At 66.1% G+C, this 17404-nt stretch carries 16 protein-coding genes; 10 read left to right on the top strand and 6 right to left on the bottom strand.

Going from position 1 to position 17404, the window contains the following annotated elements; genetic code table 11:
• From ABZ412_RS01125 to ABZ412_RS01105, 5 genes are all read right to left on the bottom strand, one after another.
• Complete coding sequence (locus ABZ412_RS01125) at positions 1-1329, bottom strand: ABC transporter substrate-binding protein (RefSeq protein WP_357274838.1); 1329 nt, start codon at positions 1327-1329, stop codon at positions 1-3.
• Between the two features lie 19 nt (positions 1330-1348).
• On the bottom strand, positions 1349-2140 hold the full coding sequence (locus ABZ412_RS01120) for a carbohydrate ABC transporter permease (protein WP_357088804.1): 792 nt from the start codon (positions 2138-2140) through the stop codon (positions 1349-1351).
• A 68-nt stretch (positions 2141-2208) separates the two neighbouring features.
• On the bottom strand, positions 2209-3138 hold the full coding sequence (locus tag ABZ412_RS01115; RefSeq protein ID WP_357274836.1) for a sugar ABC transporter permease: 930 nt from the start codon (positions 3136-3138) through the stop codon (positions 2209-2211).
• Positions 3139-3377: 239 nt separating this feature from the next.
• A complete protein-coding gene (locus ABZ412_RS01110; RefSeq protein ID WP_357275891.1) occupies positions 3378-4253 on the bottom strand; it encodes a L,D-transpeptidase in 876 nt (291 codons plus the stop codon).
• Between the two features lie 325 nt (positions 4254-4578).
• Positions 4579-5877: a cytochrome P450 gene (locus ABZ412_RS01105; RefSeq protein ID WP_357274834.1), complete on the bottom strand. Its 1299-nt coding sequence runs from the start codon at positions 5875-5877 to the stop codon at positions 4579-4581.
• A gap of 122 nt (positions 5878-5999) precedes the next feature.
• Between ABZ412_RS01105 and ABZ412_RS01100 the strand changes: the two genes are divergently transcribed.
• Positions 6000-6629 carry a hypothetical protein gene (locus ABZ412_RS01100; RefSeq protein WP_357088584.1) on the top strand — a complete coding sequence of 210 codons (630 nt, stop codon included), beginning with the start codon at positions 6000-6002 and terminating at the stop codon, positions 6627-6629.
• Between the two features lie 103 nt (positions 6630-6732).
• Here the strand turns inward: ABZ412_RS01100 and ABZ412_RS01095 are convergent, their stop codons facing one another.
• Positions 6733-7395 (bottom strand): serine protease, encoded by a 663-nt coding sequence (locus tag ABZ412_RS01095; protein ID WP_357274832.1) that lies wholly within the window; start codon positions 7393-7395, stop codon positions 6733-6735.
• A 499-nt stretch (positions 7396-7894) separates the two neighbouring features.
• On the opposite strand from ABZ412_RS01095, the gene ABZ412_RS01090 reads away from it, so the two are divergent.
• Genes ABZ412_RS01090 through ABZ412_RS01050 form a run of 9 tightly spaced genes read left to right on the top strand, consistent with a single transcriptional unit; the run spans position 7895 to position 17387 of the window.
• On the top strand, positions 7895-8713 hold the full coding sequence (locus ABZ412_RS01090) for an ABC transporter permease (protein WP_357088587.1): 819 nt from the start codon (positions 7895-7897) through the stop codon (positions 8711-8713).
• Between the two features lie 3 nt (positions 8714-8716).
• On the top strand, positions 8717-9580 hold the full coding sequence (locus ABZ412_RS01085; RefSeq protein ID WP_357274830.1) for an ABC transporter permease: 864 nt from the start codon (positions 8717-8719) through the stop codon (positions 9578-9580).
• Between the two features lie 12 nt (positions 9581-9592).
• On the top strand, positions 9593-11047 hold the full coding sequence (locus ABZ412_RS01080; RefSeq protein ID WP_357274828.1) for an MCE family protein: 1455 nt from the start codon (positions 9593-9595) through the stop codon (positions 11045-11047).
• Positions 11044-12087, top strand: coding sequence for an MCE family protein (locus ABZ412_RS01075; RefSeq protein WP_357274826.1), 1044 nt, complete (start codon positions 11044-11046; stop codon positions 12085-12087). Before ABZ412_RS01080 ends, ABZ412_RS01075 begins: the two co-directional genes overlap by 4 nt.
• Positions 12087-13082, top strand: a complete 996-nt coding sequence (locus ABZ412_RS01070; protein WP_357275888.1) for an MCE family protein — start codon at positions 12087-12089, stop codon at positions 13080-13082. The genes ABZ412_RS01075 and ABZ412_RS01070 overlap by 1 nt, the downstream gene beginning before the upstream one ends.
• The gene (locus ABZ412_RS01065) at positions 13079-14170 is read left to right on the top strand and encodes an MCE family protein (RefSeq protein ID WP_357274823.1); all 1092 of its coding nucleotides are present in this window, start codon (positions 13079-13081) and stop codon (positions 14168-14170) included. Before ABZ412_RS01070 ends, ABZ412_RS01065 begins: the two co-directional genes overlap by 4 nt.
• Complete coding sequence (locus tag ABZ412_RS01060) at positions 14167-15288, top strand: MCE family protein (protein ID WP_357274821.1); 1122 nt, start codon at positions 14167-14169, stop codon at positions 15286-15288. Before ABZ412_RS01065 ends, ABZ412_RS01060 begins: the two co-directional genes overlap by 4 nt.
• Positions 15285-16457 (top strand): MlaD family protein, encoded by a 1173-nt coding sequence (locus ABZ412_RS01055; RefSeq protein ID WP_357274819.1) that lies wholly within the window; start codon positions 15285-15287, stop codon positions 16455-16457. The genes ABZ412_RS01060 and ABZ412_RS01055 overlap by 4 nt, the downstream gene beginning before the upstream one ends.
• A 51-nt stretch (positions 16458-16508) precedes the next feature.
• On the top strand, positions 16509-17387 hold the full coding sequence (locus ABZ412_RS01050; protein WP_357274817.1) for a hypothetical protein: 879 nt from the start codon (positions 16509-16511) through the stop codon (positions 17385-17387).
• Positions 17388-17404: the final 17 nt, after the last annotated feature.

The following is a 17404-nucleotide window of genomic DNA, read 5'->3' as shown; positions in this document are numbered from 1 at the left end:
TTACTTGGGCAGCTTGGGCGTGATCTGCCGGTCGATGATGGTCTGCAGCTGGTTGGTGATGTCGCCGAAAGCGCCTGCCACGTCCCGGTTCTGCAGGCCGATCTGCTCGAGCCCGGTGCCGATGATCTGGTCGCCGCCGGGCACGAACACGCGCGCGTAGTTCTGCGGCTTGGTCAGCGGCAGCTGTTCGATGGCGGTCTTGAAGTTGGGGTTCTTGGCCAGGAAGTCGGCCATGCCCGGGTCCTGCTGCGCCGACTTGCGCACCGGCACATAGCCGGTGGCCTGCGAGAAGTAGGAGGTGTTGGCCGCGTTGGTGATGAACTCGATGAACTTGAGCGCGTTCTCCTTGCGGGCGTCGCTGATCCGGGCCGGAATCGCCAGGCCGGCGCCGCCGGTGGTGGCGCCCGCCCCGTTCGGGTGCGGCAGGAATCCGGTGCCGAATTCGACCTTGCCCTCGGAGTTCTTCTTGATGCTCTTGAGGTCGCCGGTGGAGCCGATGGCCGAGGCGATGATGCCGTTGCCGAAGTCCACCGCGTAGGTGGGCCGGATGCTGGCGTACTTCTTGGTGTTGATCGAGTCGCGCAGGTACTCACCGGCTTTGATGGTGGCCGGGTCGTTGAACTTCAGCTTCCACTCGTCGGAGTACGCGCCGCCGAAGGTCCAGCACGGTCCCTGGAAGGTCCAGGCCAGGTAGTTCTTGGCGTCGCCCCAGCCGTGCGCCCACTTGTCGCCGCCGAGCACGCCCTGGATCTTGGGGCCCCACTCGTCGAATTCGGCCCAGCTGTTCGGGGTGCGGTCGGGCAGCCCGGCTTTCGCCCAGACGTCCTTGTTGTAGTAGAAGATCTGCGTCGAGCGTGAGTAGGGAAGCGCCCAGGTCTTGCCGTTGAACTTGTAGTCGCCGATGAAGGTGTCGACGTAGTCGGACACGTTCACGCCGGCGCCGGCGAAGTGGCTGTCCAGCGGTTCGATGGTGCCGTTGAGCGCGTAGTTGAACCACCACACGTCGGACAGGATGACCACGTCGGGCAGTTCGCCGCCGGAGAGCGCGGCATTGAACTTGGTCGCGACCTCCTCGTAGTTCTTGCCCGCGTCGACCAGGTTGACCTTCAGGTCCGGGTACTTGGCCTGGAACCGGTTGATCAGCTCGGTTTCCTGATCCTTGGAGGTGCCCGGGTGGTTGGACCAGAAGGTGATGGTCTTCGAGTCGCCGCCCTGGGTGCCACCGCCACCGGACCCGGCGCACGCGGTCAGGGCCACCGCACCCGCGGCCGCGCCGGCCAGGCCGAGGAAGCCGCGGCGCGACAGCGCGGGAAATCGTGAATCGGACACGTGAATCTCCTTCTGGGACTCAACCCTTGACCGCACCGGAGGTGAGGCCCTTGATCATCTGGCGCTGGAGCACCAGGAAGACGATGAGGATAGGGAGCATGGTCAGGATGACCCCGGCCATGACGGGTCCCCAGTTGGTGACGCTGGGGTTCTCGGTGTTCTGCAGCAGGGTCAGGCCGACCGGCAGGGTGGCGACCCGCGCGTCGTCGGCCATCAGGAAGGGCCACAGGTATTCGTTCCACTCGTTCACCAGGGTGACCACCGCGAACGCCACCATGGTGGGCCCGGACATGGGCAGCACCACCCGGGTCAGCAGCCGCCACCAGCCCGCGCCGTCCATCCGCGCCGCCTCGATGACCTCGGAGGGCAGCGACAGGAAGTGGTTGCGCATGAGGAAAGTGCCGAAGGCGACGCCGCAGAGCGGAACGATGATGCCCTGGAAGGTGTTCCGCCAGCCCAGCTGCGCGATGAGCGCGTAGTTGGAGATGATGGTGATCTGGTTGGGCACCATGAGCGCCGCGATGATCACCAGGAACACGATGTTCTTGCCGGGGAAGCGCAGGAACACCAGCCCGTAGGCGCTGAGCACGCCGAGCACGAACTTCACCGCGGACACGATGCTGGTCACGATGATGGAGTTGCGCAGGAACTGCCAGAACGGCAGCGTGGTGGTGGCGTCGTGATAGTTGGAGGCCAGCCACTGTTTCGGCCAGTAGCTGACCGGCTGGGAGTAGACCTCCGCGTGCGCCATGAACGAGCGCGTGAGGATGTAGTACAGCGGGACGCCGATGATGATCAGCACGCACACCATGGCGGCGTAGCCGAAGACCTTGGCCCAGAACTCCTGATCGTGGAATGCGCGCAGTAGGTTCAGCCGCTTCACTTCTCGTCTCCTCGGTCCATGACGCGCACCTGGATCAATGTCACGATCAGCAGCACGAGGAACATGATGGTGGCGACGGCCGCGCCGTAGCCCGCCCGCTGGTTCACCCAGGATTCGCGATAGACCTGGTAGATCATGGTGGTGGTGCCGGTGCCGATGGGCCCGCCGCGGGTCATCACGTTGATGAGGTCGAAGACCTGCAGCGAGTTGAGTAGCACCGTGATCGACAGGAAGTAGGTGGTGGGCCGCAGCTGCGGCAGCAAAACCCGGGTGAAGGTGGTCCAGCGGCCGGCGCCGTCGATCTCGGCGGCCTCCATCAGGTCGGCCCGAACCCCTTGCAGCGCCGCCAGATAGATGACGAAGCTGTAGCCCAGGTTCTTCCAGATATAGGTGACCGTGATCATGAACAGTGCCCAGTGCGGGTCCTGCGCGAAGTCGGGTGAGTGGATTCCCATCCGCTGCAGCAGGTCCGGGATCAGGCCGAAGCCGGGGTCGAAGATGAACTGGAAGCCCACGCCGATGGCCGCGCCGGAGATGACGTACGGCGCGAAGATGGCGGATCGAACCACATTGCGCCCGAGCAGCTTGCGGTCCAGCAGCAGCGCGAGGGCCAGGCCCAGGATCATGCTGCCCAGCACCGCGGCGACGGTGAACACGACGGTATTGCCGACGATCTGCCAGGAGTCGTCGCGCCCGAACCATTCGGTGTAGTTGTCGAATCCGACCCAGTTCAGGGTGGTCGCGGAGATGTTCCAGTCGGTGAAGGACAGTCGCACGTTGTCGATCAGCGGCCGATAGACGAACAGCCCCAACAGGATCAGGTTGGGCGCGACCAGGACGGTGAACAGCGCGTAGTCCCGCCAGGGTCTGTTTCGCCACCCGCGCCCGGGGGGCGTCGGGAGTACTCGTTCGGGCCAAGATCGCACCCGCGCAGCCTTGCGGCCCTTGGCAACTGATTGGTTAATTCCAGATGGTAGCTCGCTGAACTGTCGGTCGGCTCCCGCCATCGACTGTTCACCGGTCACACCACCGAGGGGCGCGGACATGCGCCGAATCGTACGACCGCCCAAGATGTTTCGAGGCCAAAACAATATGAACGGTTAGCCAATAGAAAACAGCGAGGGCCGCGCTCGATTCGAGCGCGGCCCTCGCATTCAGGGCTGGATCAGTTCCAGTCGCCCCAGCCGTCGCCGGTGTTCAGCGTGCCGCCCGCGGTGTTCTGCACGATGACCGGGTCACCCTTCTGCACGTTCTCCTGGAACCACTTGGCGTCCTCGGTGGACACGTTCAGGCAGCCGTGCGAGGCGTTCGAGACGCCCTGCTGCGCCAGGCTCCACGGGGCGGCGTGCACGAAGATGCCGCTGTTGGACATGCGGGTCGCGTATTCGACCTCGAGCTTGTAGCCCTCGGGTGCGGTGGTCGGCACGCCGTAGGTGGACGAGTCCATGATCATCTTGCGGTTCTTCTCGCTGACGATGTAGGTCCCGTTCGGGGTCTCGTGACCCTTCTTGCCCATGGAGGTGGGCATGGTCTTCACGACCTCGCCGTTGCGGGTCACGGTGATCGTGTGGGTGGTGTCGTCGGCGGTGGTGATGAACTCGTCGCCGATCGTGTAGGCCACGTCGGTACCACCGGCCTGGACGGTCACCTTGGAGCCGGCGGGCCAGAAGTTCTCGGGCCGCCAGCGGACCTGCTTGTCGCCCATCCAGTAGAAGTGGCCGTTCACCTTGTTGGTGGAGGTGATGCGGATCGACTTCTCGGCGGCCGCGTGGTCGCCGACCGGGTCCTTGAAGTTGATGATGACGGGCATGGCCACGCCGACCACGTCACCGTCGCCGGGGCTGATGTTCGGGGCCGCGAAGTTGGCGGGCGGAATCGGCGCCTTGGCGTTCGGGTCGGTCGGCAGCGAGCCCGGCTCGGGCTGCGGCATGACCGCGGAGGGGGTGCCCGGAATGTCCGGGCCGCCCGGCCATAGCGGAGTCGCTGAGGCGGGTGCTGCCACCACTGCTCCGGTTGCCGCGATGGCGGCAAGGGCGATCAGTCCCGTCTTTCGATACCGGGTATGGCGCACAGCTTGGTCCTCTCAGATCTTTGTTCTTCACGCAGAACGCGGGCGCACTTCACCCGCAGTAGTCCCAACCCCGCGTCCATTACTACAGCGATCTGTCGAGTGCGCCAACCGCCTTCTGCGACTTATTCATACCGACTGCTAGGTGTTCGCTCAGTCACAACACCGCGGGTCGGTTCCTCGCCGGGTGTGTATGCGCCGATGGCGGCGGCGATTCACCGAAAGTGACACCGGTACGGCCGCTTTCGGAGTGATTGCTTCCCAAAACCTACTTGTGATCGAAATCACCGACGGCGCTTCACGACTCGACGATGTCGAACGTGATGGCGCGCCGCGGTCCGACTGTGATGGTGTGCGGCACCGACGGCGGCGCGCCCCCGCGCGCGAAGCGCGGCGTGAGCCGCATCCGCACCCCGTTCAGCATGGTTGCCAGCACGATGCGCAGCTCGTAATCGGCCAGGGTGGCGCCGATGCAGCGCCGGTGACCGCCCCCGAACGGCGCGTACTCGAACGGGCCGTATTTGCGCTCGAGGAACCGTTCGGGCCGGAAACGCCGTGGTTCCGGCCACACCGCGGGATCGGTGTGCAGCAGGTGCATCGACACCCCCATGGTGTCCCCCGCAGTCAGCGGCTTGCCGAGCAGCGCGAAATCACCTGCGAGCCTGCGCAACACGATCGGCACCGGCGGATGCAATCGCAGCGTCTCCTGGCAGACCGCGTCCAGGTAGGGGAGCTTCATCAACTCGGCCGGATCGGGATCGGTTCCGGCGCCGGTCAATTCGTCGCGCAGCCGAGCCAGCGTGTCCGGTTCCCGGTGCAGCCGGTACAGCGCCCACACCAGTGCGGTGGCGGTGGTTTCGTGCCCCGCCACCAGCAGCGTGCGCAACTGCTCGCGCAGATCGGTGTCGCTGATGGCGTCACCGTCCTCGTAACGCGTATCCAGCAGCAGCGCCAGCAGATCCGTGCCGCCGCCCCCGTGCGCGCGCCGCCGCGTCACCTCGGCGTCGACGAGTTCGTCGAGCCGGTCCCGCGCCGCGGCGAACCGCTCCCAGCCGGTCAGCCCGAACATGTTGCGCCGCAGGCCCGGAGCCAGGAACAGCGTGCTGCCGAAGGATTCCAGGAAGGCGGTGGTGGCGGCGGTGTACTCGGCGCGCCGCGCGGGCTCGTCGATGCCGAACACGGCCGCCAGGATCACCCGCAGCGTGAGTGCCCGGGCCGCCGCGCGGGCATCGACGCGGGTGCCCGGCCGCCACGGCGTCCCGGTGCGTTCGCCATCCAATTCGGCGCGGGTGGCGTCGCGAATGACGGTGCCGTAGGCGCTGATTCGATTGCGGTGGAAGGCGGGCGCGAGCAGGGCGCGCTCGCGCCGGTGCCGCTCGCCGCGGGCCAGGATGAGTGAGGCCGCGCCGACCATCGGCTCGATCGGATTGGGCAGCGGCGGTTCCAGCAGATCCATGGGCGCGCGGAACAGTTCCCGCGCACCGGCGGCGGTGCCGGTGAAGAGAACCGAACCGAGCGTGGGCATGCGCACTCGGAAGGGATCGCCGTCGCGGGCGCGCCGCCAGGTGACGTACCGCTCCAGGATGTCGGTGCTCATGGCTTCCTCTACGGGTGCCCGGATGAAATGGTTCGCAGCCTTGATTCGATCTTCTGGGTGCCCGTGGTGTACTCATGGGCGCACAACTCAAACCTGTTTGTTTCGAAATATAGGACTCGCCCGTGTTGCGTCAGCAGCTTTCCGTCCGGATCGTCGTGCCCGCGATCTCCGCCGTCGCCGCCCTGCTGCTCGCCGGCTGTGGGAGCACCGTCACCGGCCATCCGACGGCCGCCCCCGGCGATATCGTGCTCCCGACCACGACCAAGACCCCCGGGAACACGCCCACCAAGCCCGGCAAGCCCGGTGCGCCGACCACCACTCCGCGCGCGGATCGCGGTGGCAAGACCGACTTCCACGCCTCGATCGGCGACTGCGTGAAGCTGGGCGGCACCACCGAGAACGCCACCATCGACAAGGCGGTGTGCGGCAGCCAGGACTCCAACTACAAGGTGACCGGCAAGGCCCCGAAGAATGCCCAGTGCGGCAAGGACTCCGACCAGGTCTACTACGAGACCCTCAACGGTTCCGAGACCGGCGCGCTCTGCCTGACCATCGACTGGGTGGTGGGCGACTGCATGGAGGTCGGCGGCGACACCGCGCACCGCATCCCGTGCACCAGCAAGACGGCCACCGAGGGCGTGAAGGTGGTGTCGATCGTGCAGCACAGCACCAGCGTCGACGACTGCCCCGACGGTGACCAGGGCTACGTCTACGACGATCGCAACTTCGTCGTCTGCGTGAATACGCTCTAGAACGGCGTCGAAACGCTCCAGGACCGGTACGACGGACAGCGGCGGTGATTCTCGAATCACCGCCGCTGTCCGCATTTCTCGCCTCGGATGACCGAGGGCCGGGTCAGACGGGACGGTAGCCCGCGCCGACACCGCCCCGTGCGTTGACGTCATCCATGATCGCGCTCATATTGGTGCCGACCTCCGGGCCGAAGCAGGCCACCGCCAGGTAGGCGTTGACCATGCCGACCAGGGTGGTGCCGACGACGACCGGCGCGCCGGAATCGCCCTCGACGACGCACATCTGGCTCCAGGTCTCGACATTGGTGTCGAAGACGTCGCCCCACGCGACGCCGCAGGTGTTGCCGGTGGTCCGGCCCTCCTTGCAGACGATGGTGGGGAAGCTCGCCGGACCGCCCATGCCGGTGATGGTGACGCCGCCGATCCGGTTGACCGGGATGACCCGGTTCGGATCGAACTGGATGACGGCGTAGTCCAGATCGTGGTTGGAGTACACGAACTGCCCGATCTGCCCTGCGGCCCGGTCCTTTTCGGCCCAGACCTTGGAGCCCGCGTCGCCGCAGTGACCGGCGGTGAGGCCGACCAGGCGCCCTGCTCCGTCGTGACCGATCGTGGTGACGGTGCATTCGTATTGATCGTCGATGATGATCCCGGAGCCGCCGCCGATGACGGCGCCTCCGTCGGCATGAGCGGCTCCGGCGCCGGCGAGCACGGTGCCGATAGCGACGGCGAGCACGCCGGTCGCCCCGGCCAGTTTGTTGATCATGTCCCTCCAGGTGTCGGAAACCGCACGAATCGCAACCTGCGGTTACACATCCTGTCAGTATTCGGGCCCGGTTGGCGGTTGTAGTGCCTTGTGTTGCCGAGCCGTGTCCTGCTGGGCTTCGCGGCACTTACCTAGTTGGATGGGTATATCGGGACAATGCGCAATGGCTATCGAATTCCGATAAATTTAGTCCTGCAAATTGTTGCCGGTAGGTGTTCGCATCTTCCGGTGGATAGTCGAAAACTAGAACAAGTTCTAGATATCTGCCAGGTTCTTTTGCACGAAAACCAACCCTGATGTGGCTGTTCACAGCCATAGCGTGAATGTGATCCGGCTCTATGATCGGAACCACAATCGGTGGTGTGTTTTTCCTAACTCCGTAGTAGGGTGCGTCAAGCAAACAGTCGCCGGAGGCGGGTAACTCCGGCGTCGAGAGGGGTAGTCAGTGCAGTCGACCACGATCCCGGGGGGACCGGGGAGTCCACCGCCGGCGTCACGGATGAATACGGCAGTGGATTGGGCCAAGGGGTACTGGCGGGACCATCCGAAACGGTCGCTGGAAACCGGCGGCCGCATGATGGTGATGGGTGTCGCGGCGGTCACCGAGCTCTTCGTGGCCATCTTCCGCAGGCGCTTCCCCTACGGTGAGTTCGTCCGGCAGTGCGCCTTCATGGCCAATGTCGCCGCCGCCCCCACCCTGCTGGTCGCCATTCCGATCGGCGTCATCGTCTCGATCCAGGTGGGTTCGGTTGCCGGACAGGTCGGTGCGACCTCGTTCATCGGTGCGGCCAACGGCCTGGGCATCATTCAGCAGGGCGCGCCGCTGGTCACCTCGCTCATGATCGCCGGAGCGGTCGGTTCGGCCATCTGCGCCGACCTCGGCTCGCGGACCATCCGCGAGGAGATCGACGCCATGAAGGTGATGGGCGTCGACCCCATGCGGCGGCTGGTGGCCCCCCGCCTCGGCGCGGCCATGCTGGTCTCCGTACTGCTCTGCGGCTTCGTGGTTTTCGTCGGCTTCCTGACCGGCTACGTCTTCAACATCTTCGCGCAGAACGGCACGCCGGGCTCCTACATCGGGACCTTCTCGTCCTTCGCCGTCACGGCCGATCTGATTGCCGCCCTACTGAAGTCGCTCATCTTCGGCCTGCTCGCGGCCATCATCGCCTGCGACTCCGGGCTCAATGCCAAGGGCGGCCCGGGCGGTGTCGCCAACGCGGTGAACACCGCCGTGGTCATGTCGGCGGTCATGCTCTTCGGCGTCAATCTGATCATCACGCAGCTGTACAACTCCTTCTTCCCCCCAGCGATGGTCTGAGCCGTGTCAGCTACTTACGTACCGCCGCTGCTGCGGCCGTTCACACGCATCAAGGGCGCGGCCGGATGGCCGCGCGACTGGCTGGCGCGCATCGGCCACCAGGTCTTCTTCTTCCTACGCTCGATCGGCTCCATGCCGATGGCGTTCAAGCAGTACCCCAAAGAGGTGTGGCGGCTGCTGTCCGACGTCACCTGGGGCAACGGCAATCTCGTGGTCGGTGGCGGCACCATCGGCGTGGTGCTGATCCTGTCGGCGTTCGGCGGCATGACCGTCGCCATCCAGGGCTACACCTCGCTGAACCTGCTCGGGTTGAGCCCGCTGACCGGTGCCATCTCCGCCTTCGCCACCACGCGTGAGCTCGGGCCCATGCTGGCCACGGTCGCGTTCGCGGCGCAGGCGGGCTGCCGGTTCACCGCGCAGCTGGGCGCCATGCGCATCTCCGAGGAGATCGACGCGCTGGAATCGGTTGCCATCCGGCCGCTTCCGTACCTGGTCAGCACCCGCATGATCGCGGCCATGATCGCCATCGTGCCGCTGTACTGCCTGGCGCTGCCGCTGGCCTACATCTCCTGCTCGTTGACCGTGTCCCTGGTGGGCGGTACCGCGACAGGCACCTTCCAGCACTACTTCTATCAGTTCCTGATCCCCCACGATGTGCTGTACTCACTGCTGAAGGCGATCATCTTCGTCGCGATCACCACCTTCATCCAGTGCTACTACGGGTATTTCGCCTCCGGCGGCCCGGAGGGCGTGGGTGTGGCCGCTGGGCGCGCGATCAAGTACTGCATCATCGCGGTCGTCTTCGCCGACCTGTTCATGACCTTGGCGATCTGGGGGGTCAACCCCGGTATCCGGATCTCGGGATAGGGGGCGCACACGATGATCATCGATCCGAGCGGGCGCGGACCGACGATGCGGCAGCTGCTCATCGCCGGTATCTGCGGCCTCACCGTCATGGCCGTCATCCTGGGCTTCCTGATGGCGCGGTACAAGGGCTACTTCGTCGAAAAGGTCAACGTCACCGCGAATCTCACCACCACCGGTGACGGCCTGCCGGCCAACGCGGACGTGAAGTTCCGCGGCGTGCTGGTGGGCGCGGTCAAGGATGTGTCGGTGGCCGCCAAGGGCGAGCTGCAGCAGGTGCACATCGAGATGAAGCCCGAGTACACCTCGGGCATCCCGGCCAATGTCACCGCGCGCGTGGTGCCGTCCAACCTGTTCGCCGTCACCTCGGTCGAACTGGTCTACAACGGAGCCGATTCCGCGCACATCAAAGAGGGCTCGCAGATCGCGGAGGACACCTCCAAGGGCACCATCGCCCTGCAGGACACCCTCACCACGGTCCGCAACATCCTCGGCAAGCTGGATCCGGTGCAGCTGGGCCGGGTGCTGGGCACCCTGTCCTACGCCCTCGACGGCAGCGGCCGGATGCCCGGCTCCACCATCGAGCGTGTCGACACCTGGCTCGCCGGGGTGCGCGGGGCGGTCCCGGATGTGGGCGGCTTCCTCGACGACTTCTCCACCTCCTTCCGCGCGCTCAACCAGTCCGCGCCGGAACTGATGGGGGTGCTGCAGGATTCGGTCAAGACCGCGCAGACCATCTCCGACCGCCGGGCCGAGCTGACCGCACTGCTGGCCGGGACGTCCAACACCATCGACAAGGTGAACGGCCTCTTCGCCCGCAACCCCAATGTCGGTAAGGACGTCACCAATGGCACCAGCGCCCTGTTCGGCGCGCTGTCGGACAACCCGGACGCGATCCCGCAGGCCATCGCGAACCTCAACGACTCGGTCCGCAAGCTGGGCTCGACGTTCCACTGGGGCACGCAGAACCAGATGATCTGGAACCTGGGCATCACGTTCACGCCGTACAAGCCGTACACCCGCGAGGACTGCCCGCGGTACGGCGAGCTGGCCGCGCCCAGCTGCGGCACCGCGCCGCTCACCTCGGATCCGGGCACGCTGCCGGACTCGTTGCGGCCCAGGTCCATCGACGCCGCGGCGGGTCTGCCGATCACCGCGCCGCCGCCGGGCTTCCCGCTGATCCCGGGCGTGACCGTCACGGGTACGCCCTCGACCGGTGAGGCTCCGAAGCAGCCGGGCAATGACCCGCTCGCGGGCACCCCGCTGCAGGGCATGTTCCCGAACCTGGTTCCCGCGGCCCCGGCGAGCCAGCCGGGGGCCCCGGCGACCGGCAAGGACATCGCCCTCGGCGGTGACGACGCCATCACCGCGATGCTCGGCAGGCGTCCCACCGCGGCGGAATACCTGCTGCTGAGCCCGATTCTGAAGGATGCGACCGTGCACCTGACGCAGAGCGAGGCCGGCCGATGAGCATTCGCAAACCGCTGATCGGCTTCGGCATCTTCGCGATCGTGTCCGTCCTGGTGACCGCGGTCATCTGGAACACACTGGCCCGCACCGTGCAGGGGTCCACCAACACCTACTCCGCGACCTTCACCGATGTGCTGGGTCTGCGTCCGGGCGACGACGTGCGGATGGCCGGCGTGCGCGTCGGCAAGGTGAACAAAATCGAGCTGGACAGCAAGAACCAGGCCAAGGTGACCTTCATCGTGCAGCGCGATCAGACGCTGTTCGGCGACACCAAGGCGCTGGTCCGCTACCAGAACCTCATCGGTCAGCGGTATGTCGCGCTGACCCCGCCGGTCGCGGGCAAGCCCAAGACCGGTGATCACGTGGCGCTGAAGAACAATGGCGTGATCCCGATCGAGCGCACCGAGCCGTCGTTCGACGTCTCGGGTCTGCTCAACGGTTTCCAGCCGCTGTTCCAGGTGCTGCAGCCGGAGCAGGTGAACAACCTGTCCAACACCTTCATCCTGGCGTTGCAGGGCGACAATGTCTCGTTGAGCGCGTTCATCACCCAGGCCGCCGCGGTGGCCTCGGACTTCGAACGCCGCGACGGGATCCTCTCCGACGTGATCACCAATCTGTCCAGCGTCATGTCCGGCCTGGCCAAGCGCGGCGACGAACTGGAGACGCTGGTCACCCAGACCCGCGCCCTGATCGGCGGCCTGTACGCCCAGGGGCAGTCGCTGCAGGCGTCCACGGTCCAGATCGCCGACGCCACACTGGGTCTGGTCGACATGTTCGGCAAGATCCAGCCCAAGCTGGTGGCGGCGCAGGCCTCCAGCAACGACGCGCTCGCGTTGCTGCTGGCCAACGGCCCCAAGCTGGACCAGGCCGCGGTGGATCTGCCCGGCATCCTCTCCGATGTCGGCAAGTTCACCCAGAACGGCGCCTACGCCAATGCCTACCTGTGCGGCCTGGATGTCTCGCTGTACGGTGTCCTCTTCCCGCGCGGTCTGTTCTCGCAGATCGGCGGCAACTCCCACTCGGCGGTGTGCCGGCCATGATGTCGAAACTCAAGTCCCGCTTCAATTCCAACCGCAATTTCTGGCTCGGCGTGCTCGGCGCCGCGGTGATCGTCGGGCTGCTGATGGGCTCCTCCATCTACAAGTCGGTCGGCATCGGCACCAAGAGCGTCAAGGCGGAGTTCGTGCAGACCGCCGGCATCAAGGTCGGTGACAAGGTGGACGTCTCCGGCGTCCCGGTCGGCACCGTCTCGGCCGCCGAGCTCGAGGGCGACCACGTGCTGATCACCCTGAGCGTCAACGACGATGTGAAGCTCGGCCAGGACGCCAAGGCCTCGATCAAGATGGCGACCCTGCTGGGCGCGCGCTACGTCGACCTCGTCCCGGGTGACGGCAAGGGCCTGAAGGGCAACCGGATCCCCAAGTCCAACACCGTGGTTCCCTACAACCTGGCCGACGTGGTCCAGGAGGGCACGCCGAAGTTCGAGGAGCTCGACACCAAGAAGCTGGCGGACTCGCTCAATCTGATCAATCAGCAGATGGGCGACACCCCCCAGATGACGGTGCAGGCCCTCGACGCCATCGGCGCGCTGGCCAAGACCATGAACAACCGCAAGGACCAGGTCGACCAGCTGCTCAAGGATCTGGACAAGGTCACCAAGATCCTCGGTGACAACCGCAACAGCGTGCTGCTGGTGATCACCCAGGGCGAGGCCATCGCCAACCGGGTGATGGAGCGGCAGGGCCTGCTCAAGAGCCTGCTGGACAATATCGCCACGCTCAGCAAGCAGTTGCAGCAGATCGGCGCGCAGAACGACAACCGGTTCGGCCCGACGCTGACGCAGCTCAACACCATGGCCGAGGGTCTGCAGAAGAACAAGGACAACCTGGATCGGCTGCTGTCGATCATGCCGCCGGCCGTGCGGCAGTTCAACAATGTCTTCGGCAACGGCAACTACGGTGAGGTCGCGCTGCCCTGGCTGTTCCCGGACAACTGGTTGTGCTTCGCGCAGGTGAACGAGGGGTGCCACCCATGATGCTGAAACGAATTGCCCAGGCGGCCATGGTCGGTGTGGCGGCCGCCGCCATCGGCTCGTGCTCGCTCGTACCGCTCGGCGTGAAGGACGCCGCGGGTCAGACCCAGCACTTCACCGCCGACTTCCTCAATATCGCGGGCATGTTCGAGGGCAACCCGATCACCGTGCTCGGCCTCGAGGTGGGCCGGGTCGACAAGATCGTGCCCAAGGGTCAGTACGTCGAGGTCCACATGACCGTGGACAAGGGTGTCGACATCCCGAAGAACGTTCAGGCCGCGCTGGTTTCGCCCTCCATCGTGACCGACCGGCACATCGAGCTCACCCCGCGCTACACCGGCGGTGACAAGCTGCGCGACGGCGCGCACCTGACCACCCAGCAGACCAAGACCCCGGTCGAGCTGGACACCATGATCAAGACCATCGACTCGTTCGCCGCCGCGCTGAAACCCCAAGAGGGACAGGACGGCATCGGCCCGCTGTCGGGCCGGGTGCTCTACCCGATGATGAACGGCAACGGCGAGAAGATGCGCGATGTGCTCAACTCGCTGTCCGGCGCCCTGAAGACGGGCCTGGACAACAAGGACGCCATCTCCACCATCATCATCAAGCTGAACGAGCTGACCACCATGCTCGCCGAGAACGACGATTCGGTGCGCGGGTTCAGCAACAAGATCACCCAGATGACCGGGCTGCTGTCCGACCAGGCCCCCGGCCTGCAGGCCACCCTCGATCAGCTGAACGCCTTCCTGGCCAACACCAGTGGCGCGTTCTCGCAGTACTCCGATCAGCTCAACGGCACCCTCACCGGGCTCACCGCGGTCACCAAGCAGCTGCGCGACAACGCGGCCGGGGTGACCGAGGTGGTCGACGTGACGCCGCTGCTCATGCAGAACCTGGACCGCTCGGTCAACCGGCAGGGCAACTTCATTCGCCTGCACGGCCTGATCGGCACCGCGCTCTCGGGTGAGATCGTCAGCCTGTTCTGCGAGCGTGTGCAGATGAAGGCGGACGGCTGCCGGACGGGCAAGATGGAGGACTTCGGACCCGACTTCGGTCTGATGGCGGCGGCGCTGGGGATGACCAAATGAGTAATCGAATGTCGGCCCTCTGGGGTGAGCGCACGGGCCGCCGGGCGCGGCGCGCGATCGTCGCGGTCGCGGTCACCGCGACGGCCGTGGTGGCGTCGGGCTGCGGTGTCACGGTGGAGAGCCTGCCGCTGCCCAAACCCGGTCCGGGCAGCGATACCTACACGATTCACGCGGCCTTCGACAATGCCCTGAACCTCCCGGACCAGGCCAAGGTCAAGATCGGTGGTTCCGACGTCGGGGTGGTCACCAAGATCACCACCAAGGACTTCAAGGCCAATGTCGACCTGGCCATCCGCAAGGACATCGAGTTGCCCCAGGGCAGCACGGCGGAACTGCGGCAGGCCACCCCGCTCGGCGACGTCTTCGTGGCGGTGTCCAAACCCAAGACCCAGCCCGGCGCGGAGATGCTGAAGGACGGCGGCCGGATCGAGAACACCTCGGCCGGCGCCACCGTCGAAGAGCTGCTGATCTCGGTCTCGTTGCTGTTCAACGGCGGTGGCATCGCCAGCCTGTCCAAGCTGACCTCCGAGATGGACTCCATCGTCGGCGGCCGCGGGGAACAACTCGGCCACGTGCTGACCCAGATGACCAGTGTGATGGCCAGTCTCAACAAGAACAGCGCGCGCGTCGACAATGTGCTGTCCGGCTTCAGTGCGCTGGCCAACACCATCGAGGCCAATCACCAGCAGCTCGGCCAGGTGGCCGACAGCCTGCCCGGCATGATCGGCGCCATCGCCGAGAACAACCAGGCCATCGGCGATCTGCTCAACAAGATCTCGACGACCAGTGCGGCCCTGGGTGATTACGCGAACACCACGTCGGACTCGCTGGGCAGTCTGCTCGACAACCTGAACCAGCTGATGTCGGCGCTGGCCCGGACCGATCAGACGCTCGGCCCGGCGCTGGACGCGCTGCACGACATCCGGCCCAAGGCCGACGCCTCCTTCAAGGGCGACACCCTGGCCGTCGGCGCCACCCTCACCATGCTCGATATCGGCCTGCTCACCGACCCGGCCAACAGCAAGTTCCCGGACCTGAAGGACCTCAACGATTTCGGCGGCAGCCTGATCCAGGTCCTGCAGATCATCTACGGCCGGATCAACGGGGGACACCGATGAACTGGGTATCGCGACACAAGAACCTGGTGTCCAATGCCGCGCTGGTGCTGATCCTGCTGGTGGGCGCGTCCTACCTGGCGATCAGCGTGATGCGGGTGAACCCGCTGCGCGAAACCTACACGGTGACGGTCAATCTGGACCGTTCCGGCGGGTTGCAGGCGGGCAATGACGTGACCCTGCGCGGCTTCCGGGTCGGCAAGGTCGACGACATCAAGCTGATCGACAACGGCGCGGCCATCGCGGCCACCGCCGAGATCGACAAGAAGTACTCCATTCCCGCGGACACCGTGGTCGCGGTGGGCGCGCTCTCCGGCGCGGGCGAGCAGTACATCGACTTCCGCCCGAACACCGAGAGCGGCCCGTTCCTGCACAACGGCTCGCTGGTGCAGTTCGATCCGGCCAAGGTCAAGACGCCCACCCCGGTGTGGTCGGTGCTCGACAACGCCAGCGCCCTGATCGCGCAGGTGGATCCGGACAAGTTCAGCGTCGTCCTGACCGAGCTGGACACCGCGTTGTCCGGCGGCCCGGACCAGCTGCGTTCGCTGATCAACGCGGTCAGCATCGCCACCAAGGGTCTCGACGATCTGCTCCCGCAGACCACCAACCTGCTCAAGAATTTGCAGGTCATTTCCGGCACCACCGCGCTCGCGCAACCGGACCTGGGTACGCTGACCCGTAATTCGAGTGTGTTGTTCAACCAGTTCAACGACGCGAATGCCGAACTCCAGAAGATCCTGGAGCAGGCCCCCGGCCAGATGCGGGACCTCGGCGCGGTGCTGGACCGGACCGCGGACCCGATGACCAGCCTGGCCACCAACTTCGCGGCCATCACCAGGGCCGCGCAGCTGCGCGCGCCGGCGCTGCGGGCACTGTTCCCGTCGCTGGTGATCGGTACCTCCGCCATGGGTGTGCCCGCGCACGACGGCGAGTTCTACACGATTCTCGATATCTGGCCGCGGTCCTTCTGCGACTACGTCACCAAGAAGGTGCGGCCGGATGCGGCCACCGAGAACACCTTCCCGCGGTGGGCGGGCTACTGCCAGAACCCGCCGCAGGACCAGCAGATCCGCGGATCGGCCAACGCTCCGCGACCGGACGTGCCCAACAACGGCGCACTGCCGCCCGCGGGCGCGGATCCGAACGAGCGGACCCTGCCGCCGGTCAAGTGAGGCCATAACCAACACGGTGCGTCCGCAGCGCACCGGGAAAGTGATCGATAGATGTCGGACGACGCTGCCCAGGACAAGAAAACCGAAGACGATTCGATCGCCGAGGCCGCTAGCCAGGGCAACGCCGAACAGGTCACCGAGCCGGCCGCCGCCGAGCCGAAGGCGAGCGAAACCGCCGAGCCGAAGGCGAGCGAAACCGCCGAAACGGTGGTGATCAGCAAGGACGCCGAGCCGAAGGCGAGTGTGGACGCCGAGGCCGCGGCGGGCTCCGAGTCGCCCGCCGATCCGAAGGCGGGCGGCAAGTCCGGCCTGCTGTCCGCCGTGCCGGTGCCGCTGGTCGCGCTCGGCGCCCTCGGTGTGGTGGCGGTGGCCGCGATCGCCGGTGCGGCCGGATTCTGGTGGCAGTCCCACGACCGCGCCCAGCAGCTCGACGACCGCGACAACGCCACCTCGGCGGCCTGCGGTTTCGTACGCACCCTCACCGCGTACGACGAGAAGTCGCTGCCCGACTTCGCCGCCCGGATGAAGGCGCAGATCGCCGACGGCGGCGAGTTCGCGCAGAGCTTCGATCCGGTCGCCTCCGACCTGCAGGATCTACTGATCAAGCAGCACGCCAAGGCGACACTGGGCATGCTGCGCTGCGCCTACGAGTCCGGCGACGCGAACAAGGCGACCATCCTGGTGGACGTGCTCCAGACCGCCAGCAACGATCTGCACGCCCAGCCGGTCGTGCTGCCGCTGCCCTCCTACGTCGAGCTGGAGAAGAAGGGCGACAAATGGCTGGTCACCAAGTACCGCACGGTCTATGGAAACGATGACAGCGCCATCCCCGGCGCGGGTGGCGACAAGCAGGGCGTCCAGCCCTCGGGCCAGGCGACTCCCCCGGCGCAGCCCGCGCCGACGTCCGCGGCTCCCAAGCCCGGCAACTGAGTAGTTCGCCACAGCGC

Origin of the sequence: Nocardia sp. NPDC005746, from assembly GCF_040630785.1 — a bacterium.
Lineage (GTDB): Bacteria > Actinomycetota > Actinomycetes > Mycobacteriales > Mycobacteriaceae > Nocardia.
This window is presented reverse-complemented; position numbering and strand designations above follow the sequence as displayed.

Excerpts from the sequence above, each read along its gene's own strand:
- ABZ412_RS01080 (WP_357274828.1), top strand. The coding sequence starts at position 9,593 with ATGATCATCGATCCGAGCGGGCGCGGACCGACGATGCGGCAGCTGCTC.
- ABZ412_RS01055 (WP_357274819.1), top strand. The coding sequence starts at position 15,285 with ATGAACTGGGTATCGCGACACAAGAACCTGGTGTCCAATGCCGCGCTG.
- ABZ412_RS01105 (WP_357274834.1), bottom strand. The coding sequence starts at position 5,877 with ATGAGCACCGACATCCTGGAGCGGTACGTCACCTGGCGGCGCGCCCGC.
- ABZ412_RS01095 (WP_357274832.1), bottom strand. The coding sequence starts at position 7,395 with ATGATCAACAAACTGGCCGGGGCGACCGGCGTGCTCGCCGTCGCTATC.
- ABZ412_RS01120 (WP_357088804.1), bottom strand. The coding sequence starts at position 2,140 with ATGGTGTGCGTGCTGATCATCATCGGCGTCCCGCTGTACTACATCCTC.
- ABZ412_RS01075 (WP_357274826.1), top strand. The coding sequence starts at position 11,044 with ATGAGCATTCGCAAACCGCTGATCGGCTTCGGCATCTTCGCGATCGTG.
- ABZ412_RS01070 (WP_357275888.1), top strand. The coding sequence starts at position 12,087 with ATGTCGAAACTCAAGTCCCGCTTCAATTCCAACCGCAATTTCTGGCTC.
- ABZ412_RS01065 (WP_357274823.1), top strand. The coding sequence starts at position 13,079 with ATGATGCTGAAACGAATTGCCCAGGCGGCCATGGTCGGTGTGGCGGCC.
- ABZ412_RS01090 (WP_357088587.1), top strand. The coding sequence starts at position 7,895 with ATGAATACGGCAGTGGATTGGGCCAAGGGGTACTGGCGGGACCATCCG.
- ABZ412_RS01060 (WP_357274821.1), top strand. The coding sequence starts at position 14,167 with ATGAGTAATCGAATGTCGGCCCTCTGGGGTGAGCGCACGGGCCGCCGG.
- ABZ412_RS01050 (WP_357274817.1), top strand. The coding sequence starts at position 16,509 with ATGTCGGACGACGCTGCCCAGGACAAGAAAACCGAAGACGATTCGATC.